The 21,423-nt window shown below is 34.2% G+C and carries 18 protein-coding genes; 6 read left to right on the top strand and 12 right to left on the bottom strand.

Features of this window, described 5'->3' with window-relative positions:
• Nucleotides 1-17 precede the first annotated feature (17 nt).
• Genes lspA through PW52_RS10195 form a run of 4 tightly spaced genes read right to left on the bottom strand, consistent with a single transcriptional unit; the run spans nt 18 to nt 3,975 of the window.
• Nucleotides 18-530, bottom strand: a complete 513-nt coding sequence (gene lspA / locus PW52_RS10210; protein WP_044632843.1) for a signal peptidase II — start codon at nt 528-530, stop codon at nt 18-20.
• A 2-nt stretch (nt 531-532) separates the two neighbouring features.
• On the bottom strand, nt 533-1,426 hold the full coding sequence (gene fabD / locus PW52_RS10205) for an ACP S-malonyltransferase (RefSeq protein ID WP_044632842.1): 894 nt from the start codon (nt 1,424-1,426) through the stop codon (nt 533-535).
• Between the two features lie 35 nt (nt 1,427-1,461).
• The gene (locus PW52_RS17870; protein ID WP_044632841.1) at nt 1,462-3,024 is read right to left on the bottom strand and encodes an NAD(P)/FAD-dependent oxidoreductase; all 1,563 of its coding nucleotides are present in this window, start codon (nt 3,022-3,024) and stop codon (nt 1,462-1,464) included.
• A gap of 45 nt (nt 3,025-3,069) precedes the next feature.
• Nucleotides 3,070-3,975 carry a dihydrofolate reductase gene (locus PW52_RS10195; RefSeq protein ID WP_044632840.1) on the bottom strand — a complete coding sequence of 302 codons (906 nt, stop codon included), beginning with the start codon at nt 3,973-3,975 and terminating at the stop codon, nt 3,070-3,072.
• Nucleotides 3,976-4,238: 263 nt separating this feature from the next.
• Here PW52_RS10195 and PW52_RS10190 point away from each other — a divergent pair, with 263 nt between their 5' ends.
• On the top strand, nt 4,239-4,541 hold the full coding sequence (locus tag PW52_RS10190; protein ID WP_044632839.1) for an isoamylase early set domain-containing protein: 303 nt from the start codon (nt 4,239-4,241) through the stop codon (nt 4,539-4,541).
• 58 nt (nt 4,542-4,599) lie between these two features.
• On the opposite strand, the gene PW52_RS10185 is transcribed toward PW52_RS10190, so the two are convergent.
• The 5 genes from PW52_RS10185 to PW52_RS10165 form a co-directional block, all read right to left on the bottom strand.
• On the bottom strand, nt 4,600-5,424 hold the full coding sequence (locus tag PW52_RS10185) for a thymidylate synthase (protein ID WP_044632838.1): 825 nt from the start codon (nt 5,422-5,424) through the stop codon (nt 4,600-4,602).
• 124 nt (nt 5,425-5,548) lie between these two features.
• Nucleotides 5,549-7,051: a NupC/NupG family nucleoside CNT transporter gene (locus tag PW52_RS10180; protein ID WP_044632837.1), complete on the bottom strand. Its 1,503-nt coding sequence runs from the start codon at nt 7,049-7,051 to the stop codon at nt 5,549-5,551.
• A gap of 16 nt (nt 7,052-7,067) precedes the next feature.
• Nucleotides 7,068-7,688, bottom strand: coding sequence for a bifunctional nuclease family protein (locus PW52_RS10175; protein ID WP_044632836.1), 621 nt, complete (start codon nt 7,686-7,688; stop codon nt 7,068-7,070).
• A gap of 120 nt (nt 7,689-7,808) precedes the next feature.
• Nucleotides 7,809-8,768, bottom strand: a complete 960-nt coding sequence (locus tag PW52_RS10170) for an electron transfer flavoprotein subunit alpha/FixB family protein (RefSeq protein WP_044632835.1) — start codon at nt 8,766-8,768, stop codon at nt 7,809-7,811.
• A 99-nt stretch (nt 8,769-8,867) separates the two neighbouring features.
• Nucleotides 8,868-9,614, bottom strand: coding sequence for an electron transfer flavoprotein subunit beta/FixA family protein (locus PW52_RS10165; RefSeq protein ID WP_044632834.1), 747 nt, complete (start codon nt 9,612-9,614; stop codon nt 8,868-8,870).
• Between the two features lie 157 nt (nt 9,615-9,771).
• On the opposite strand from PW52_RS10165, the gene PW52_RS10160 reads away from it, so the two are divergent.
• Nucleotides 9,772-10,749 (top strand): pyruvate dehydrogenase complex E1 component subunit beta, encoded by a 978-nt coding sequence (locus tag PW52_RS10160; RefSeq protein ID WP_044632833.1) that lies wholly within the window; start codon nt 9,772-9,774, stop codon nt 10,747-10,749.
• 63 nt (nt 10,750-10,812) lie between these two features.
• Nucleotides 10,813-13,323, top strand: coding sequence for a DUF5686 and carboxypeptidase-like regulatory domain-containing protein (locus PW52_RS10155; protein WP_044632832.1), 2,511 nt, complete (start codon nt 10,813-10,815; stop codon nt 13,321-13,323).
• A 2-nt stretch (nt 13,324-13,325) separates the two neighbouring features.
• Here PW52_RS10155 and PW52_RS10150 read toward each other — a convergent pair whose 3' ends face one another.
• Together PW52_RS10150 and PW52_RS10145 are read right to left on the bottom strand one after the other, a co-directional pair.
• The gene (locus tag PW52_RS10150) at nt 13,326-13,949 is read right to left on the bottom strand and encodes a YiiX/YebB-like N1pC/P60 family cysteine hydrolase (protein ID WP_052823456.1); all 624 of its coding nucleotides are present in this window, start codon (nt 13,947-13,949) and stop codon (nt 13,326-13,328) included.
• Nucleotides 13,950-13,958: 9 nt separating this feature from the next.
• Nucleotides 13,959-16,187, bottom strand: coding sequence for a M1 family metallopeptidase (locus PW52_RS10145; RefSeq protein ID WP_044632831.1), 2,229 nt, complete (start codon nt 16,185-16,187; stop codon nt 13,959-13,961).
• A gap of 210 nt (nt 16,188-16,397) precedes the next feature.
• On the opposite strand from PW52_RS10145, the gene PW52_RS10140 reads away from it, so the two are divergent.
• From PW52_RS10140 to PW52_RS10130, 3 genes are all read left to right on the top strand, one after another.
• Complete coding sequence (locus PW52_RS10140; protein WP_044632830.1) at nt 16,398-16,925, top strand: inorganic diphosphatase; 528 nt, start codon at nt 16,398-16,400, stop codon at nt 16,923-16,925.
• Nucleotides 16,926-17,228: 303 nt separating this feature from the next.
• A complete protein-coding gene (locus tag PW52_RS10135; RefSeq protein ID WP_044632829.1) occupies nt 17,229-19,595 on the top strand; it encodes a sodium-translocating pyrophosphatase in 2,367 nt (788 codons plus the stop codon).
• Between the two features lie 200 nt (nt 19,596-19,795).
• Nucleotides 19,796-20,794, top strand: a complete 999-nt coding sequence (locus PW52_RS10130; protein WP_044632828.1) for an App1 family protein — start codon at nt 19,796-19,798, stop codon at nt 20,792-20,794.
• A gap of 14 nt (nt 20,795-20,808) precedes the next feature.
• On the opposite strand, the gene PW52_RS10125 is transcribed toward PW52_RS10130, so the two are convergent.
• A complete protein-coding gene (locus PW52_RS10125) occupies nt 20,809-21,423 on the bottom strand; it encodes a deoxynucleoside kinase (RefSeq protein WP_044632827.1) in 615 nt (204 codons plus the stop codon).

Here is a 21,423-nt window from a genome sequence, read left to right as displayed (position 1 = left end):
AACGAAAAAGGCTGCTTTTAATTAGCAGCCTTTTTCGTTTTAAAGTTGGTAAATATTAAAATTATCATTCCAGTAGTAACCGAAACATCGGCCATATTAAAAATACCTGTTTTAAAAACACTACCTAAATCTATAAACAGAAAGTCGGTAACCGAACCTAAAAAAATCCTGTCGTAAATATTGGCAATGCCTCCACCAATTATACTAGCATAGGCAAAAAGAGACCAGTTGTCTAAACTTTTATCTTTTATAATGTATCGTAAAACAAATCCTAAAACTAATATTGGTAAAATAAGTAATAAAATTAATCTTAAGGTTGGGTTTAAATCGCTACCCATACCTAGAAAAGCTCCTGTGTTTTCAACATTCATTAACCAAAAACTATCACCAATAATAGAAATTCGTTCACTTGGTTGTGTTTCTGTTTGTCCAATAACATTGGCTCTTACTAAAACTTTAGAAATTTGATCTACTGCAATTGTTAAAACAATAACAACTGTTATAAAAATAGAGCGTTTGGTAAATTTCATTTTTAGCTAATTGTTTCTAAAGTTGCAGAAGTAACTTCAGCTTGTCTATTTATTTTTTTTACTAAGCCTTGTAGCACTTTACCAGGTCCAACTTCTGTAAACAAAGTGGCACCATCTGCAATCATTTGCTGCACAGATTGAGTCCATTTTACAGGAGCCGTAAGCTGCGAAATTAGGTTGGTTTTAATCGCTATTTCATCGATTACAGCATTGGCTGTTACGTTTTGGTAAATTGGGCAATTAGGTTTATTAAATGTTGTGCTTTCTATAGCTGCAGCTAACTCTTCGCGTGCAGGCTCCATTAAAGGTGAGTGAAAAGCACCACCTACAGGTAATACTAATGCTCGACGTGCACCTACTGTTTTTAAGGTTTCGCAAGCCGCATTAATAGCTTCAATTTCACCAGAAATAACTAATTGTCCTGGACAGTTGTAGTTTGCAGCAACAACAATACCTTCGGTATTCGCACAAGTTTCTTCAACAATATTATCTTCTAGGCCTAAAACGGCAGCCATTGTGCTTGGTTTAATTTCACATGCTTTTTGCATAGCTAACGCACGTTTTGAAACTAAACTTAATGCGTCTTCAAAATTTAATGCACCACTTGCAACTAATGCCGAAAATTCACCTAGAGAATGTCCTGCAACCATATCTGGTTTAAAACTATCGCCTAATGTTTTAGCCAAAATTACCGAATGTAAAAAAATAGCTGGTTGAGTTACTTTAGTTTCTTTTAAGGCTTCAGTAGTTCCTTCAAACATTATATCTGTAATGTTGAAACCTAAAATGCTATTTGCTTGTTCAAATAATTCTTGTGCTAGTGGTGAATTTTCATAAAGGTCTAAACCCATTCCTGAAAATTGCGCACCTTGTCCCGGGAAAATATATGCGTTCATGTTTTATTATTTAGTTTTGCAAAAGTAGTAATTAATTATAACTTCAAGTTATTAGTTGCAGCTTCGGCGCAACGTTCACCATCCATAGCAGCCGAAATAATTCCTCCAGCATATCCGGCACCTTCGCCGCAAGGAAATAAATTAGTTATTTCAGGGTGTTCTAAGGTAGTGGTTCTTGGAATTGAAACTGGCGATGAGGTTCTGGATTCTACGCCAATAATGTTGGCTTGTTCGGTGTAATAACCTTTCATTTTATCACCAAAAGCCGCAAATCCTTTTCGTAATCTGCTTCCAATTAATTTTGGAAGTAGAGAATGTAATGGTGCGCTGTTTATTCCCGGTTGATACGAGGTTGCGTTTAAGTTGTTCGATAGTTTTCCGTCAACAAAATCTGTTAAACGTTGGGCAGGTGCAACCTGACTTCGACCTCCAGATGTAAAAGCTAATTTTTCTAAATTCTTTTGGTATTCAAGTCCTTTAAGCGCACCAAACTGGTTGTATTTTGGTAAATCGTTATTCACGTCAATTTCTACCACGATGCCAGAATTGGCAAATTGGTTATTGCGTTTGGATGGTGACATGCCATTTACAACAACTTCGCCATTTGCTGTTGCTGCAGGCACAATAAAGCCTCCAGGACACATGCAAAAACTATATACACCTCGTCCGTTTACTTGTTGAACTAAACTATAGGATGCGGCTGGTAATAATTCGTGTCTGTCTCCAGAACAATGGAACTGAATTGAATCTATAATTTGTTGCGGATGCTCTACGCGAACACCCATAGCAAACGATTTTGCTTCAATTGCTATTTGTTTTTTATGTAGAAGGTAAAAAATATCGCGAGCAGAATGTCCGGTTGCTAAAATTACCTTTTCAACGGGCGTTTCTTCTGTGTCGTTTAAAATTAAAGCATTTATTGTATTGTTTTTAATTACAAAATCGGTGACACGGGTATTAAAATGAATTTCTCCGCCATAGTTTAAAATAGTTTCACGAATATTTTGAACCACTTTAGGTAGCTTATTAGTACCGATATGTGGATGTGCATCGACCAAAATTTGATGCGTTGCACCATGGTAAACTAGATTTTCGAAAATTCTACGAACATCGCCACGTTTTAAACTTCTGGTGTAAAGTTTGCCATCGCTATATGTTCCTGCACCGCCTTCTCCAAAACAATAGTTCGAATCTTCGTTTACATCGTGATGTTGATTTATTGCTCTTAAATCGCGACGGCGATCTTGAACGTTTTTACCGCGTTCTAAAACGATGGGTTTAAATCCCAATTCTATACAACGTAAGGCAGCATACATGCCCGCAGGACCAAAACCAATAATGTGAACGCATTTTGCTTTTGATACATCTTTATAATTAAAATTGTATTCCGATGATTTTGGAACAGGTTCTTTTATAAAAACTGCAACTTTATAATTGAAAATTATTTTTGGTTTTCGTGCGTCAATAGATTTGCGTAACACTTTAATTCCCGTAATATCGTCTTGATTAATGGCTAGTTTTATAGCCGATTTTATAACAAGAATATTACTGATTTCTTCTTCCTTTAGAGAAATACGAAGTTGAATTTCTTTTACCATAATTTAAACCTAAGGTGAAATCACCTCTCGCTATTCATAATTAGTTTATTTTCTTTCGTAGGTAATAAAAGAAAATTCATAATCGTGCTCAGCGTCTTTAGTGTGAAAGGTATTAGCTGTTTCTTTCCAAATAGTGTTGTCAATTTCTGGAAAAAATGTATCGGCTTCAAAGCTGTGATGCACCCGAGTTAATTCTATTTTACTAGCAAATGTAAGAGCTTGTTTATAAATTTCTCCACCACCAATTATAAAAGGTTGCGAGTCGCTTTTTGCCGCATCAATAGCATCTTGTAAATTATTTACAACAATAACACCGGTAGGGACCTCGTAGTTTTTTTGTCGTGTAATTACAATATGTATTCTGTTTGGAAGAGGCTTTGGGAAACTTTCAAATGTTTTTCGACCCATAATTATGTGGTGTCCGCTAGTTAACACTTTAAAGCGTTTAAGGTCGTCACTTAAATGCCAAATAAGTTTGTTGCCCTTACCTATAGCATTATTTTCTGCAGCGGCAACAATAATCGTTAGGTTTGAGTTTTTAATATTAGTGTCTTTAAAAGCTTCAGATTTTGCAATTAAGGTTTCTTCTTTTAATAGACCTTCTTTTAATTTGTTAATTCGGTCTTGTTGTTTGCTAACTAGCTTTTCGAGTTGTTCCTTTTCCCAAGCTTTTCCCATAAATTTATGAGTTATAAAAACATTAAAAAGGTGATAAATAAAAAGGAATAGCCAAATTAAAATGGCATATAGAAACCATTCTTTTCCTAAGGGTGTAATGTTCTTACCAATACCCAAAACGGTATTAGCAACAATTAAAAATATAGCTCCAATTAAAAATATAACGAAATGTACGTATAAGCGCTTTTTTTGTTTTATACGTTTTTGCGCATTTTCTATAAGCTCTAACTGGTCTTTGTCTATTTGTGGTTTAGTTTTCTTTTTTCCAAACATGGGTAATAAATAAAGTGCAAAGTTAATGCTTTTTTTGAGTTGTTTTTTTAATAAAATTTCGCATTGAACTATTTAAAAATCAGGAAAGAACAAAAAATAAGCTTTAATAAAAAGTGGTTAACCAGTGAAAAAAAACAGAAAGTAAGAAAAATTACCTTTGATTTTATTAAATTAATAATTCTAATTCAATTAGATTTAAAAAAAAATAATTAAAAAAAAACTTTTATAAATTTGTATAGAAACAATGCTAAAAATAAAAAATTATGTCTATTAAAAAACAGTATTTAAAATCGAAGCCTATTTGTAAAGTTACTTTTGCAATTACTCCAGAAGATGATGCTTCACAGGTTTCAGTGGTCGGAAGTTTTAATAAGTGGAATGCCGAGGCAAATCCGTTAAAAAAGTTAAAAAACGGGACATTTAAAGGGACGATTGATTTGGAAAAAGATAATTCTTATGAATTTAAATATTTAATTGACGAAACGGTTTATACTAACGATGAAGAAGCTGATGCTTTGGCATGGAACGATTACGCAGGAGCAGAAAATAGCGTTATAACTGTATAACTATTGCTATATTAAATATAAAAGCACTTTTACATAAAAGTGCTTTATTTAATATGTCCTAAATTGCAACGGTACCTTTAATATGTGGGTGCGGATTATAGTCTTCCAGCGTGAAATCGTTAAAGGTAAAGTCAAAAATATCTTTAATTTTTGGATTTAAAATCATTTTTGGTAATGGTCTAGGTTCTCTAGATAATTGAAGCTCTAGCTGCTCAAAATGATTGCTGTAAATATGAGCATCACCAAAGGTGTGAATAAATTCCCCTGGTTGGTAACCACAAACTTGTGCCATCATCATGGTAAATAATGCATACGATGCAATATTAAACGGTACACCTAAAAATATATCGGCGCTGCGTTGGTATAATTGGCAAGACAACTTCCCATTAGCTACGTAAAATTGAAAAAAAGCATGACATGGTGGTAGAGCTGCTTTTCCATTTGCCACATTTTCGCTAAAACTTTTTGAAGTGTCTGGTAAAACGGAAGGATTCCAAGCCGAAACTAGCATTCTGCGACTATTCGGGTTGTTTTTTAATGTTTCAATGGCTTCTTTTATTTGGTCTATTTCGTCGCTGTTCCAGTTGCGCCATTGGTGACCGTAAACAGGGCCTAAATCGCCATTTTCATCGGCCCATTCGTTCCAGATTCTAACACCGTTTTTGGTTAAGTATTTAATATTTGTATCTCCTTTTAAAAACCAAAGTAATTCGTAAATAATTGATTTTAAGTGCAATTTTTTGGTAGTAACCATAGGGAATCCTTCACTTAAATCGAAACGCATTTGGTATCCAAAAACACTTTTAGTTCCAGTTCCTGTCCTATCTCCTTTTTCGTTTCCGTTTGCAAAAACGTGTTTTACTAAATCGTGGTATTGTTTCATGTTTATTTCCCACGAAAGTGGAAATTTTATTTAATTAAACTCTATTTTTTAAAGGATAAAAATATAAAAAAGCATCAAAATTTAATTTGGTGCTTTAATTTCTTATTATAAAGTTATTAACGAGTTAGCCAATAATCATTCCAGCTATAGTTGCCGAAATTAAAGAGGCAATAGTACCACCAATTAAAGCTTTCATACCAAATTGGGATAATATTTTACGTTGTCCAGGGGCGAGAGAACCTATACCACCAATTTGTATGCCAATAGATGCAAAATTTGCAAAACCACAAAGCATATAAGTCGCCATAATTACCGACTTTTCATAGTTTAAATGAATACTGTTTGTTGCATTTTTTAAATCACGAAGTTGTATGTAGCCAATAAACTCACTTGCGGCCAATTTAATTCCAAGAAGTTGGCCCATAAGTGCCATGTCTTCTTTGGCAACACCTATTAACCACATTAGTGGTGCAAAAATATACCCTAAAATAAGTTCTAAGGATAGGCTGTTGTATGATGTATTACTCGCAACCCAAGTGTTAAATGATGTTACATCTCCAACCCAACCTAAAAGACCGTTAAACATAGCTATAAAAGCTACAAAAACTAATAACATAGCTCCTACATTTACGGCCAACTTTAAACCTTCGGTGGTTCCGTTGGCAATAGCATCTAAAAAGTTAGAGCCTATTTTTTCTTGTGAAACACTAACATCTGTATTTACGTCTTCAGTTTGTGGATATAGGATTTTAGAAATAACAATAGCTCCTGGTGCTGCCATTACTGATGCTGCTAATAAATGTTTTGCATAAAATAAACGTAGTTCTGGGTCGTCACCGCCTAAAAAACCAATATAAGCAGCTAAAACGGCACCAGCAACGGTTGCCATTCCACCAATCATTACTAAAAGCATTTCAGATTTGTTCATTTTTTCTAAATATGCTTTTATAAGTAGCGGCGCTTCAGTTTGCCCTAAAAAGATGTTTCCTGCAACACTTAAGCTTTCTGCTCCAGAAATCTTTAATGCTTTAGATAACAACCAAGCCATTACTTTTACAACTTTTTGAATAACACCAAGGTAGAATAAAACAGATGTTAAGGCAGAGAAAAATATAATTGTTGGTAATACTTGAAATGCGAAAATATATCCAAATGTATCCATATCTACAACTAAGCCTTCAAACAAAAATTTACTTCCAGCTCTGGTAAACTCTAAAACACTTACAAATAGACTGCCAACAAATTCAAAAATATTTTTTACAAAATCTACTTTTAAAACACCAACAGCAATAATGAGTTGGAATCCTAAACCAAGGCCTACAATTTTCCAATTAATAGCTTTTTTATTACTACTAAATAAAAAGGCAATAAATACGAGCGTAATCATGCCCAAAACTCCTCGCCATAAACTATTTATGGTAAAGCCCTGACTTGGGATTATGTTATTTTCTGTTGAGGAATTGTCGGTTTCCCTTATAACATCAACGGTAGCTTGAATGGTATCGTTAATAGTTAAAGCTGCAGTTTCAATAGCTTCTTGTTGAGGGATTGTATCTAAATCTTGAGAAAAAGTTAATGATGAAAAGAGTAGAAATAATGGAATTAGGTACAAAAACGGCTTACTCATAATTAAATTTTGGGTGTTATTCTCGTTTTGAAATTTCGTCGCGAATATGTGCAGCTTTTTCGTAGTCTTCGTTAGTAACTGCTTCTTCTAATAGTTTATGAAGTTCTTCAATCGATTTAGATGCAAAATTATCTTTTGGTTTGTCTGGTTCTAATTCGCTTGCCACTAAATCGTCCATTAAAATACTATCTTGATTTTCACTGTCGTCTTCTTTTTTCGGGCTTACTTTTAAGTAAATTCCGGCTTTATCAAGAATGTTTTTATATGTAAAAATGGGTGCTTGAAAACGTAAAGCTAAAGCAATAGCATCGCTAGTTCTGGCATCAATAATTTCTTCGATTTTATCCCGTTCACAAATTAAACTAGAGTAAAAAACACCATCGACTAATTTGTGAATGATAACTTGTTTTACAATAATGTCAAACCTATCTGCAAAATTTTTAAATAAATCATGTGTTAGTGGTCGAGGTGGACTAATTTCTTTTTCTAAAGCTATGGCTATAGATTGTGCTTCAAACGCTCCAATTACAATAGGTAGTTTACGATCTCCGTCTACTTCATTTAAAATTAAGGCATAAGCACCGTTTTGTGTTTGGCTGTACGATATACCTTTTATATTTAATCTTACTAAACTCATAATTTATTAAAACGCAAAGAACTGTTTAAATTAGGACTTTACCAACTACAAATCGCAGTTTTATGATAAAATGCTAATTTAATCAGTTCTTTAAAACAATACAATTTATAAAAATTATATTTATTGTTGAGCTTTAAATGTTTTTAATTTTTCTATTAATGTTGGAACCACGTCGAAAGCGTCACCAACTACACCATAATCGGCAGCTTTAAAGAAGGGAGCCTCAGGATCGGTATTAATTACAACTTTAAACTTTGAAGCGTTTATACCAGCTAAATGCTGAATCGCACCAGATATTCCAATGGCAATGTAAAGATTGGATGCTACTGGTTTACCTGTTTGTCCAACGTGTTCGCTGTGTGGTCGCCAGCCTAAATCTGATACGGGTTTAGAACAAGCTGTGGCTGCACCTAATACTTCTGCTAATTCTTCAACCATTCCCCAATTTTCAGGACCTTTTAATCCGCGCCCACCAGAAACTACGATTTCGGCATCAGCAATACTTACTTTGTCTGTTGCTTTATCAACAGATTCTACAGTGATTCCTAAATCGGGAACAGAAGGCGAAAATTCTTCCGCGGAAGCGCTACCACTAGTTTCGACTAAACCAAATGAATTGTTTGATACACCAATAATTTTAACTTCTGATGTGATTTCTGTTATTTCGAATGCTTTATTAGTAAAAGCCGTGCGTTTTACTTTAAACGGGCTTGTACTTTCTGGTTTCGCTATAACATTTGATGCATAACCAGCATTTAAACCAACCGATAACAGAGGTGCTAAATATTTACTGTTTGCAGAAGAACTTACAACAACAACGGTTGCGTTTTCTTTTTCAGCTGCTTGCTTAATGACTTGGGCGTAAGCATTTGCGTTAAATGTTTTTAACAAATCGTTATTTACGTTTAAAACGTTGTCTATACCGTAAATTCCGAGGGCAGCAGTATCGCTTGCGTTAAAGGTAATAGCTGTAACTGTTGTTCCTAATTCGGTTGCTACCTCCTTGGCGTAACTTGCAACCTCGAAAGCTGCCTTTTTGAAGATGCCTTGATCTGATTCTGTATATACTAAAACTGACATAATTTTTTCTTTTTGTTTCCTAATCTATCTAATGATTAGGTCTCATTAATAATTGTAGTTAAGAGATTTCGAAAATTATTTCGAAATAATTTAGTTGGCTTAAATTACTTTAGCTTCATTATGAAGTAAGCGTACTAATTCATCTAAATTATCTGGAGAAACTAAAGTAACTGCACCTTTAGGTGTTGGCTTTTCAAAGGCAACAGAGTTCGTTTGTGTTTTCGCTTCAATAGGTTCAGCTACGGTTAAAGGTTTTTTACGAGCCATCATTATACCTCGCATGTTGGGTATACGTAAATCGCTTTCTTCAACTAAACCTTTTTGTCCTCCAATAACTAAAGGTAGTGTAGTTGAAACGGTTTCTTTACCGCCATCTATTTCGCGGGTCGCTTTAGCCGTTGTTCCCTCAATTTCTAAGCCAATACAATTGTTAACAAAATTCGCTTCTGTTAAACCTGCAATCATCCCAGGTACCATTCCACCATTATAGTCTATAGATTCTCTACCTGCAATTATTAAATCGTAACCTCCTGTTTTTACTACATTAGCCAGTTGTTTGGCAACGGTAAAACTATCTAGAGCAGTTGTATTTACTCGAATAGCATCATCGGCACCAATGGCAAGAGCTTTTCGTAAAGTAGGCTCGGTTTCTAGTCCGCCAACGTTAATAACGGTAACACTTGCACCTTGTTTTTCTTTAAACCACATAGCTCTTGTTAAGCCAAATTCGTCGTTAGGATTTATAACGAATTGAACACCAGTGGTATCGAATTTAGTGTCGTTGTCGGTAAAATTTATTTTAGAAGTCGTGTCAGGAACATGACTAATACAAACTAATATTTTCATAATATTTAGTAATTTTAAGTCCTATTTTTTATTGTGGCTACGAAGTTAATTATTTATTTTTAAAAATACTATGCATGCATAGTAAATTTTAGTTAAAATCTTATTAGAGAGTTTGGCATTTATTGTTATTTTTGTGACTCGATAAAAAATTATATTAATGAAGACAATTCAATTTAGAGAAGCTATTGCCGAAGCCATGAGCGAAGAAATGCGACGAGACGAGAGCATTTACTTAATGGGCGAAGAGGTTGCAGAATATAATGGTGCTTATAAAGCATCAAAAGGAATGTTAGACGAGTTTGGGCCAAAACGTGTAATTGATACTCCAATTGCCGAACTTGGTTTTGCTGGTATAGCTATTGGATCTACAATGACGGGTAACCGACCAATTGTTGAATACATGACTTTTAACTTCTCTTTAGTTGGTATTGATCAAATTATTAATAATGCTGCAAAAATTAGACAAATGTCTGGTGGGCAGTTTAATTGTCCTATTGTATTTCGAGGGCCGACAGCTTCAGCAGGACAATTAGGAGCAACACACTCCCAAGCCTTTGAAAACTGGTTTGCAAATACACCAGGTTTAAAAGTGGTGGTACCGTCGAACCCTTACGATGCGAAAGGCTTATTAAAAGCAGCTATTCGCGACGACGATCCAGTAATTTTTATGGAAAGTGAACAAATGTATGGTGATAAGGGTGAAGTGCCAGAAGGCGAATACATTATACCGTTAGGTGTTGCAGATATTAAACGTGAAGGAACTGATGTTACTATCGTTTCTTTTGGGAAAATTATAAAGGAAGCTTACAAGGCTGCTGATGAATTGCAAAAAGAAGGCATTTCTTGTGAAATTATTGATTTACGTACCGTTCGCCCAATGGATAGAAAAGCCATCGTAGAGTCGGTGAAGAAAACCAATCGATTAGTTATTTTAGAAGAAGCATGGCCTTTTGGAAATGTGGCTACCGAAATAACTTACTTAGTTCAAGACGAAGCGTTCGATTATTTAGATGCTCCTGTTGTAAAAATTAATACAGCCGATACACCAGCACCATATTCACCGGTGTTGTTAGAAGAATGGTTGCCAAACAGCAACGATGTTATAAAAGCTGTTAAAAAAGTATTATATAAATAAATTGTATTTTTTTACGTTATATGAACTTCATCGGCATTATTGTTGATGAAGTTTTTTTGTATTATGAATTTTAAATTACTATTTGTCCTTTTTTTTATAGGAATTTTTTCCGCTCTATCTCAAACCAAAGTAAGTGGTTACGTTTTCGATGAATTCGAACAACCTGTATCATTTGCTAATGTTATTTTTAAAGGCTCTACTCAAGGTACCATTACCGACGAGAATGGGAAGTTCTATTTAGAATCTGATGAGAATTGGAGTGACTTAACAGTGTCATTTATTGGGTATGAAACATTAAATATTCAATTAGAGAAAAAGGTAAATTACGATTTAAAATTTATTTTAAAAGAAGAAACCAGTCAGCTCGATCAGGTTGTTATTTTTACAGGGAAGCAATCGAAAAAAAATAATCCCGCTATCGATTTACTTCGAAAAATATGGGAGCATAAACGAAGCAATGGCTTAAAACAGTTTAAGCAATATCAATACGATAAATACGAAAAAGTAGAATTCGATATTAATTCTATAGATAGTACGTTAATGAAAAGTAACTTGTTTAAAGGCATGGAATTTGTTTTTAATCATGTAGATACTTCAAACGTTACAGGAAAGGCTTATTTGCCAATGTTTATTAACGAAGCTGTTTCTAAAGTTTATGGAGATAATCGATTAAATAAAATAAAAGAAGTTCTTGAAGGAAATAAAAATTCAGGATTTAGCGACAACCAAATAATAATCGATTTTGTAAACGATTTATATAACGATTTTAGCGTTTACGACAATTATCTTAAGTTTTTTGATAAGAGTTTTGTAAGTCCGCTTTCAAGAACAGGAATAGCAACCTACAACTATGTGTTAACCGATAGTGCTTTTATCGATAACAAATGGTGCTACAATATTGTGTATTACCCGCGCCGTAAAAACGAGCTAACGTTTAAAGGCGATTTTTGGGTAGCCGATACAACTTACGCGATAAAAGAAATAAACCTTCAAGCATCAAAAAGTGCCAATATAAACTGGGTAAAAGATATTTATATTGAACAAGAATTTGAGGTGTTAACCGATTCGCTTTTTTTAGTAAAACGCGATTATATGATGAGTGATTTCTCATTTAGTAAAAAAGATAAAGCACGTGGAATTTATGGTAAGCGAACTACGATTTACAATAATTATAAGTTTGATATTGAAAAGGATAAAAAATTCTATGATACCGAAGTTTATAATTTCGATAAAGATATTTACCATCGTGACGACGAGTTTTGGGCAAATAACCGTTTAGAAGAATTAAATAAAGACGAAAAAGGCGTTTACAAAATGTTAGACACCTTAAAAACAGTAAAAAAGTTTCAACGTCTTTATAATTTAGGAAGTATTTTGGCGTCGGGTTACATTGAGTTTAACACGCTTCCGTTGGATTACGGACCCATTTTTTCAACTTTCGGGTTTAACGAAGTTGAAGGCTTGCGTTTACGAGCCGGTGGACGAACGTATTTTGGACCGAACGATTTGTGGCGATTAGAAGGTTTTACAGCCTATGGCTTTCGTGACGACAAGGTTAAATACGGAATTTCCGGTAAATGGCTACTCGATAAAAAAAGCCGATTAATAATTTCGGGAGGAAACCGGCGTGATGTAGAACAAATAGGAGCGAGTCTAACAACAAGTACCGATGTTTTGGGACGAAGTTTAGCGTCCTCTTCTGTAGTTGGTACCAGTACTAACGATAAATTAACGTCTATAAATTTAAGTAGTTTAGCTATTGAAGCCGAACCTTGGAGAAATGTTATATTTAGAGTCTCCGGAAATTATAGAACTTTAGAGTCGGCATCACCAACCTTTAGTTTAGATTATAATACACCCGATGGTGGTATAGCTTCAGAAATTAAACAATTTGAAAGCTCGTTATCCTTGTCTTATTACCCAAAAAGAAAAATGACAGGTTTTGGTGTTGAACGCAGAGTAGCAAACGACGATTTTCCTAGTTTGTTCGCTCAAGTTTCTCGTGGAGATAAAGGTGTTTTTGATAGTGATTTCGATTATACTAAATTGCAATTTTCATACATTCAACCTTGGCAAATTGGTGGTTTTGGGCGTTTAACAACTACGATTGAAGCTGGTAAAACTTTTGGTGAAGTACCACTAGGTTTATTAAGCGTTATTCCTGGTAACCAATCTTATTTTTCAATTTATAACACCTTTTCTCAGTTAGATTTTTACGAATTTGTAACCGATACTTATGCATCTTTTCATTTTCAGCATAATTTTAACGGACGTTTATTTTCACGAATCCCACTTTTGAGAAACTTAAATTTAAGAGAAATTGTTAGTATTCGAGGTGCTTGGGGCGACATTTCTCAAGCTAATATCGATTTAAATAATGTGCCTTCAAATCCCAATAATATCCGGCTTATTGCTCCTAATAACGAGCCTTATTACGAATATAGCTTAGGAATTGGCAATATTTTTAAGGTGTTTAGAATCGACTTTAATTTTAGAGGGAATTATAAAGATGAATTGGCTTATCCTAATGCTAGGAAATTTGGCATTACAGGTAGTTTCGGATTCGATTTTTAAAATTATTTAATAGCACCCATAAATTCTAAACGGTTGTTATTTGCCATGCCGTTTGGGTTACAGCCTAGTTTAGCTTCTGGAATAGGAATCCCTAAGTTGTTGTAATGCTTAATCCATCCTTGGTGAAACGTTTTGGTTTTAGGGTTTTTAAAAGTCATAGGTTCTAGGGTGAAAACCGAATCGTTTTTAAAAACTTCGTAAATATATTCCGAGCAATAATAGCCTTCATCTTCTAAAATATACGTAAAGTTATATGGCTGTCCAACGAGAGTTTTTGCTTTTTGCAGTGCTTGCTGTATTTGGAGGTTACTAATGTTTTTTACTCGAAACAAGTCTACCAAATAATCGTTTTTTTCAGAAGTGTAAAATTCTTCAATTGTTTCTTTTACAACTCCAGTATCACTATCGGAATGATATACATAAACAATGTTGTTTAAAACTTCGCAAACCCCAATATGGGTATAATTGCTTTTTTTTGCGGTTTGCGTAACCTCGTTAATTGCTTCAGATAATTCAGTATTTATAACACTTCTAAAAACAATATCTCCAGTTTGTATTTTATTTTGATTGCAAGCTGCCAAAACTGTAATTACAAAAATTATGCTTAAGGTTTTAAACGGCTTCAAAGGATCGATTTATTTTTGTTTAGACTTAAAAGTGTTAAATTCTGATTGGGTTTTGCTTTTAGGAAAAACGTTGTTTTGCATATCAGTGTCGGCGAGCTCTAAATTTGGGTCTAAATTTATTTTGGCTACTTGTTTGTCTTTTATAAAAGTATGCTGAATTTCATATTCGTTTCTACGCCAAACTTCGGCAGGAAGTTTATCTATTTCTTTAGAGCCATCAGTAAAGGTCCATTCAATAATAACGGGCATTACTAGGCCGCCTCGATTCTTCACTGTAATTTCATAGATGTTTTTACCAGAAAGTTGTTTTCTAACTTCTTTTTCGTTTAATCTTGATAAAAATTGGCCGTAATCTTTATCAGGCGTTTCAATCATGTTTATATACTCAGGGCCATTACTGAAATTTTGTGCTTCTGCGTTAGAATTTGTGCCATTAGCTGTAATTTTAGTTTTCAAGGTTTTGTTTTTATCTTCAATATTGGTGTTTTCTTCAAAAACTTTAAACCATTTTACATTGCTTAGCTCCATGTCAACATGGTCTGTGGTAAAAAACCAACCTCTTATAAACCAGTCTAAATCGGTAGCAGTTGCATCTTCAAGTGTTCTAAACAAATCGCTCGGGTTAGGATGTTTGTATTTCCAGCGGTTGGCATATTCTTTAAAAGCTTCATCAAAAAGCTCTTTTCCAATAATGGTATTACGTAGCATTTGTAATCCAACAGTTGGTTTTACGTAAAAGTTTCTACCAAATTGATTGAATAATTCGTTGTCGGACGTCGTCATTATTGGTCTTAAAATGTTTTTATCGCCACTCATAAATGGTGCGATAACTTTTGGAGTTACATGATTAAAATCAGGATAACGTTCTTCTAGTGTGCGTTGGTGTAAAAAGGTGTTTAAGCCTTCGTCCATCCACATCCATTTGCGCTCGTCCGAACTCACAATCATCGGGAACCAGTTGTGGCCAACTTCATGAATAATGGTGCTTAACATCCCTTGTTTAGCGCGTTCACTAATATTTCCGTTTTTGTCTGGTCTGCCACCATTAAAACTTATCATAGGAAATTCCATTCCAATATTTGATGTATTAACCGAAATACAAACAGGATAAGGATAATCGAAAGTTGCTTCAGAGTAAACTTCTAAAGCATGTTTTACAGCAATTGTGGAGTTGTCTTTCCAAACAGGTAATCCTTCTTTTGGATAAAAAGACATGGCTAAAACTGTGTTGGATTCTAGTTTAACAGCTTGGGCATCCCACAAGAATTTTCTCGAAGAAGCAAAGGCAAAATCGCGTACGTTTTTTGCTTTAAATTTCCAGGTTTTTTGTTTCGTTGTTTTCGACGATTCGTTTTCGATAGCTTCTTCCTTGGTGATAATCATCATAGGGTTATCGAAGGTTTTTTTAGCTTTCTCTAAACGTTTACGCTGTGTTTTAGTTAAAACAGATTCACTATTTTCTAACATTCCGGTGGCAGCAACAATATGGTCAGCAGGAACAGTAATTTCTACATCATAGTCTCCAAATTCTAAAGCAAATTCACCTAATTTTTGAAATTGTTGGTTTTGCCATCCTTCGGTGTCGTTATAAACAGCCATTCTTGGAAACCAATGTGCCATTAAATAACTGGAGTTGTCATCCTCTGGAAAGTATTCGTAACCTTCGCGAGAAAGACGATACATGCTTCTATCGGTAATTGGGTAAGACCAAGAAATACTAAATGTTGCCGATTCACCAGGTTTTAAAACCGTATTTAACTTTATCTTCATCATGGTATTGTTAATAATGGTATTTAAAGTTTTACCATTGCCATCCGTTATAGATTTAATAGTATAACCCGCAGGAAAATCTACCACACGCGTTAAGCGTTGCATGTTTTGGGTGGTTATAGAATCTTTAACGGGGTTATTTATAGAACCGAAATCTTCGTTGCCTTTTTTATTAACGTTTTGCTCTAATTGAATCCAGACGTAACTTAAATTGTCGGGCGAATTATTAAAGTATGTAATGACTTCTTCGCCAGAAAGTACGTTTGTTTTTTCGTTAATATTGGCTTTAATTTTATAATTGGCGCGTTGTTGCCAGTAATCTTTACCAGGTGCGCCACTTGCAGTTCTGTAATTATTTGCTGGTGCTATTAAATTATCTATGGGTTCAAATTTGCCTTGCCAAGGTTGTGTTTGGGCATTAAGTAATGGACTTAAAACAATAATTATAAGTACAAAATAATTACGCATTATATTTTCTTTAAAAATTTGTTACAATATAATGAATAGTTATGCATTTTAAAGTTAAAGTTTCTTGTATGCTCAAAACTATATCGTTATAGTACTTAAATAATATATAAAAAACGGCCTTTTGTTGTTAAATGCTATAGCGTTGTTTACATTTGTCACTTAAACCAATCTAAATTAATCACAAATCTATAACAGCATATTCTTTAAGTTATGAGTAAAAAAAAATCTATAACTTTTGATGTTTTAATTGAAATACCAAAAGGCAGTCGAAATAAGTATGAATACGATTTTACATTGCATAAAATTCGCTTTGATAGAACGTTATTTTCATCAATGATGTATCCTGGAGATTATGGTTTTATACCAGAAACCTTAGCTTTAGATCAAGATCCGCTTGATGTTTTAGTGTTATCTACAGAGCCTTCATATCCAATGGTTGTAATGGAAGTACGTCCAATTGGGGTTTTCCATATGACGGATGAAAAAGGACCAGATGAAAAAATTATTTGTGTACCAGTTTCAGATCCTGTTTGGAACAAGCGTGCTGATATTGTTGATTTAAATCCGCACCGTTTAAAAGAAATTGAACATTTTTTTCAAGTTTACAAAGATTTAGAAAAGAAAAAAGTAGATGTTGGTGGTTGGGGAAATGCAGAAGAAGCCGTTAAAATTTATAACGAATGTGTGCAACGTTACGATGATAGCGAACACAAGAAAAAACGTACTTTTACTATTTAAGTTGATATAAATTTAATCTATATAAAATAAAAATATTGAAAAGCCATCTTTTTTAGGATGGCTTTTTTTTTGAATAAAAGTTAAACTTAATAGTTTTATTTTATTGTAACTAGACTGGGTATTAGAAAACTCAATAATAAAATATTAAAATTACTGATATTGGTCAGTAAAATATTGAATTATTAATTTAAGTAAATTAAAAATGATATATTTTTAGATAATCACCTTTTTTTTTATAAATTTTATTTTTCTATTTTAGAGCTTTGAACAAGAATTAATTGTTAATTAAAACCAACTAACCGTATGGAAAATATTCTAAAATTCTTACCACTTTTCGGAGTGTTAGCTCTAATATTTGTTTTTATTAAAAGTGCTTGGGTAAACAAACAAGACCAAGGTGATGATAAAATGAAGCGTATTGCTAAAAACATTGCAGATGGAGCCATGTCTTTTCTAAAAGCTGAGTACAAAATACTTTCAATCTTTGTAGTTGGAGTAGCTATTCTTTTATTTTTTAAAGGATCAAATGAAGAGGGTTCTAACGGTATGGTGGCGATCTCGTTTGTAGTGGGTGCCATTTGTTCTGCTTTAGCAGGATTTATAGGTATGAAGGTCGCTACAAAAGCAAACGTACGTACTACAAGTGCTGCAAGAACTTCTTTAGGAAAAGCTTTAGAAGTGGCTTTTGCTGGAGGTGCTGTAATGGGACTTGGGGTTGTAGGGCTTGGCGTATTAGGTTTAAGCGGTCTATTTATGATTTATAGCGAAATGGGCTGGGGCTTAAACGAAGTTTTAAATGTTTTATCGGGATTTTCACTTGGTGCATCCTCTATCGCGCTTTTTGCGCGTGTTGGTGGTGGTATTTACACAAAAGCTGCCGATGTAGGGGCAGATTTGGTAGGTAAGGTTGAAGCTGGAATACCCGAAGATCACCCTTTAAACCCCGCCACAATTGCAGATAATGTTGGAGATAATGTTGGTGATGTTGCAGGAATGGGAGCCGATTTATTTGAGTCGTATGTAGGTTCAATAATTGGCACTATGGTATTAGGGGCATTTATAATAACTCCCGATGTGGCAAATGGTATTGGTGCTGTATACTTACCGCTTGTGCTGGCAGCTGTTGGTATTATAATGTCCATTATAGGAACATTTTTCGTAAAAGTTAAAGATGGGGGGAATCCTCAAACAGCATTAAATATTGGCGAATTTGGTTCTGCAGCTTTAATGTTAATTGCTTCTTATTTTATAATAGATAGCTTTATTCCCGAAGACACTGAAGGGCTAGAACATGGAGCAATAGGTGTTTTTTTTGCGGTACTCGCAGGATTAGTTGCTGGATTAGCAGTTGGCAAGGTAACCGAATACTACACAGGAACTGGAAAGAAACCAGTAAATTCTATTGTAAAACAATCCGAAACAGGTTCTGCAACAAATATAATAGCCGGTTTAGGTATTGGTATGATGTCTACTGCAATTCCAATAATTTTAATTGCTGCCGCAATTTTAGTTTCGCACCATTATGCGGGTTTGTATGGTATTGCTATTGCGGCGGTAGGAATGTTAGCTAATACAGGAATACAGTTGGCTGTTGATGCTTACGGGCCTATTTCTGATAATGCTGGTGGAATTGCTGAAATGGCCGAATTACCCAGCGAAGTTCGTGAGCGTACCGATAAATTAGATGCCGTAGGAAATACCACGGCCGCCATTGGTAAAGGGTTTGCTATAGCATCGGCTGCTTTAACTGCTCTAGCGCTTTTTGCAGCATTTATGAAAACTGCTGGCATTACTTCTATTGATGTATCACAACCTAATATTATGGCCGGATTACTGGTTGGTGGAATGTTACCATTCGTGTTTTCAGCCTTATCTATGAATGCAGTTGGTCGTGCAGCTATGGCCATGATTGAAGAAGTACGTCGTCAATTTAGAGATATTCCAGAATTAAAAGCAGCTTTAGTAATTATGCGTAAATACGATTCCGATATGTCCAAAGCATCAGAAGAAGACAGGAAGATTTTCGATGCTGCCGATGGTGTAGCCGAATACGATAAATGCGTTGCTATTTCTACACAAGCTTCTATTAAAGAAATGATTTTTCCTGGTTTATTAGCTATAGTTGTTCCTGTTGCAATAGGTTTTATTGGTGGGCCAGAAATGTTAGGCGGTACACTTGCAGGTGTAACTACTTGTGGTGTACTAATGGCAATTTTTCAATCTAATGCAGGAGGTGCATGGGATAATGCAAAAAAAACGATTGAAGAGCAAGGTAGAAAAGGTACAGATGCTCACAAAGCAGCAGTAGTTGGTGATACTGTAGGAGATCCATTTAAAGATACCTCGGGCCCTTCGTTAAACATATTGCTAAAATTAATGTCTGTCGTAGCTTTAGTTATCGCTCCTAGTTTAGTTAATAAAGCTTCAGTTTCAGCTTATGCTTCAGGTCAAGTTGATATTAAAAAGGAAGTAAAAGTTGAAATGACTAAAGTCGATGCTAATTTGGTAAAGGCTGTGGTTACAACTATTACGGATAAGAATGGTGTTAAGACGACTAATTATGAAACTTTTGAAGGTGCTGAAGCTGACGTAATAGCAAGTGTTGAAGCTTTAAATAGTAATGCTAACAATCCTAAAAAAAAGGTTGAAAAAGTTATTAAATACAAATAAAATTAACGTAATAACTTAAGCAAAGAAATTTTTTATTTCTTGTTATAAGTTAATTTGTAGTTTCATTTTACTATAGATTATAATTAATTATAAAATAAGTGTAATATTGTTAAAGAATTATAACGTTTAATAAAAAAATAAAATCAAGCCACGTTTTTTTATCGTGGTTTTTTTATTTTTAACTACTTGTTTTAGTTGCAATGTTAAAAAAAGACCCACTACAAATTATAGCTTTCCAAACCTATGGAACCACAAAACGTTTGTATTTGCGCGGTCGAGCCCTTGAAGACGAAAGTATAAATTTAGAACAACGAGGCGCATTTAAATTACTTTTTAATGCATGGAAACGTTTTGAAACAGATGAAATTAAACATGCAAAAATTAGAGTTAAAGTTGGTGACGATAAGTTTTTTTATACCAAAACAAATCATCGTGGGTATTTTTTATTAGATGAGACGGTGGAGGATTTAAGGCCATACGCTAACACTGAAGGTTGGGTGCAATTGGAATTTGCTTATGAAATTGTAAATAAGCATCGTGTTATTCAATTAAACAATAAATTTCCAGGAGAAATGTTAATCCCTTCAGTAAATGCTTCATTTGGTGTTATTAGCGATATTGATGATACTATTTTGCATACTGGTTTAGTATCAATTTTAAAATGGCGCGTTGTTTTCAATACTTTTTTAACATCAGCTGGGAAACGAATGCCTCTAGATGGTGCCCCAGAGTTTTATCATTTATTACATCGAGGTAAGTCTGGTAAAGAAGCCAATCCAATATTTTATGTTAGCCATAGTCCTTGGAATTTATACCGTTATTTAAATTATTTCTTGTATAAAAATAAATTTCCTAAAGGCCCTATTGTATTGCGTAATTTTCCAAAGCCTTTTATTAAAAAAAAGGATGGTTACATGCCGCAAAAACAAAAAGAAATTATAAATCTTTTGGAAACGTATCCCGATTTAAAGTTTGTACTAATAGGTGATAGCGGTGAACAAGATCCTTATATTTACAAACAATTAGCAAACGATTACCCAAATCGTATTTTGGCTATTTATTTAATGAATGTAGACCATAAACGTAAGATGAGTAGAGTAAAATTACTTTACGATAATTATGTAGAAGTACCTGTACTTTTGGCAGCATCTACCGATGAAGCTATACAACATGCTCGAAACAATTTTCTAATAAAGTAATTGAGTGATGTGGATTAAAATAATCCGTTTATTTCCGCATCAATGCGGTTTATTATGCTTCCTAGGTCTTCAGGGTTGGCAACAAAATCAAGATTATCTACGTCAATAATTAGCAATTTGCCTTTGTCGTAACCATGAATCCAGGCCTCGTAACGCTCGTTAAGCCGGCTTAAATAATCAATACTTATACTGTTTTCGTAATCTCGCCCACGTTTATGTATTTGTGCTACTAAATTCGAAATTGAACTGCGCAAATAAATTAATAAATCGGGGCCTTGAACCAAAGATTCCATTAAGTCAAAAAGTGATTTGTAGTTTTCGAAATCCCTATTGGTCATTAAACCCATGGCATGCAAGTTAGGCGCAAAAATATGAGCATCTTCATAAATAGTACGATCTTGAATAATATCTTTTCCGCTTTGTCGAATTTGTAAAATTTGTCGAAAACGGCTATTTAAAAAATAGACCTGCAAATTAAAACTCCAGCGTTCCATTTGGTTATAAAAATCATCTAAATAAGGGTTGTCCACAACGTCTTCAAGTTGGGCCTCCCATTTAAAATGTTTTGCAAGTAGTTTGGTAAGCGTTGTTTTACCTGCGCCAATATTTCCGGCAATAGCAATATGCAT

The organism is Neotamlana sedimentorum, from assembly GCF_000943565.1.
Classification (GTDB): domain Bacteria; phylum Bacteroidota; class Bacteroidia; order Flavobacteriales; family Flavobacteriaceae; genus Neotamlana; species Neotamlana sedimentorum.
Note: the sequence above shows the minus strand (reverse complement) of the source record. Positions and strands in the feature narration are given on the sequence as shown.

Bases quoted from the DNA above. Each gene is read 5' to 3' on its own strand.
- lspA (WP_044632843.1), bottom strand. From the start codon at position 530: ATGAAATTTACCAAACGCTCTATTTTTATAACAGTTGTTATTGTTTTA.
- PW52_RS10155 (WP_044632832.1), top strand. From the start codon at position 10,813: ATGAATTTTAAATTACTATTTGTCCTTTTTTTTATAGGAATTTTTTCC.
- fabD (WP_044632842.1), bottom strand. From the start codon at position 1,426: ATGAACGCATATATTTTCCCGGGACAAGGTGCGCAATTTTCAGGAATG.
- PW52_RS17870 (WP_044632841.1), bottom strand. From the start codon at position 3,024: ATGGTAAAAGAAATTCAACTTCGTATTTCTCTAAAGGAAGAAGAAATC.
- PW52_RS10195 (WP_044632840.1), bottom strand. From the start codon at position 3,975: ATGTTTGGAAAAAAGAAAACTAAACCACAAATAGACAAAGACCAGTTA.
- PW52_RS10130 (WP_044632828.1), top strand. From the start codon at position 19,796: ATGTTAAAAAAAGACCCACTACAAATTATAGCTTTCCAAACCTATGGA.
- PW52_RS10140 (WP_044632830.1), top strand. From the start codon at position 16,398: ATGAGTAAAAAAAAATCTATAACTTTTGATGTTTTAATTGAAATACCA.
- PW52_RS10135 (WP_044632829.1), top strand. From the start codon at position 17,229: ATGGAAAATATTCTAAAATTCTTACCACTTTTCGGAGTGTTAGCTCTA.
- PW52_RS10185 (WP_044632838.1), bottom strand. From the start codon at position 5,424: ATGAAACAATACCACGATTTAGTAAAACACGTTTTTGCAAACGGAAAC.
- PW52_RS10190 (WP_044632839.1), top strand. From the start codon at position 4,239: ATGTCTATTAAAAAACAGTATTTAAAATCGAAGCCTATTTGTAAAGTT.
- PW52_RS10180 (WP_044632837.1), bottom strand. From the start codon at position 7,051: ATGAGTAAGCCGTTTTTGTACCTAATTCCATTATTTCTACTCTTTTCA.
- PW52_RS10125 (WP_044632827.1), bottom strand. From the start codon at position 21,423: ATGCATATTGCTATTGCCGGAAATATTGGCGCAGGTAAAACAACGCTT.
- PW52_RS10165 (WP_044632834.1), bottom strand. From the start codon at position 9,614: ATGAAAATATTAGTTTGTATTAGTCATGTTCCTGACACGACTTCTAAA.
- PW52_RS10160 (WP_044632833.1), top strand. From the start codon at position 9,772: ATGAAGACAATTCAATTTAGAGAAGCTATTGCCGAAGCCATGAGCGAA.
- PW52_RS10170 (WP_044632835.1), bottom strand. From the start codon at position 8,768: ATGTCAGTTTTAGTATATACAGAATCAGATCAAGGCATCTTCAAAAAG.
- PW52_RS10175 (WP_044632836.1), bottom strand. From the start codon at position 7,688: ATGAGTTTAGTAAGATTAAATATAAAAGGTATATCGTACAGCCAAACA.
- PW52_RS10145 (WP_044632831.1), bottom strand. From the start codon at position 16,187: ATGCGTAATTATTTTGTACTTATAATTATTGTTTTAAGTCCATTACTT.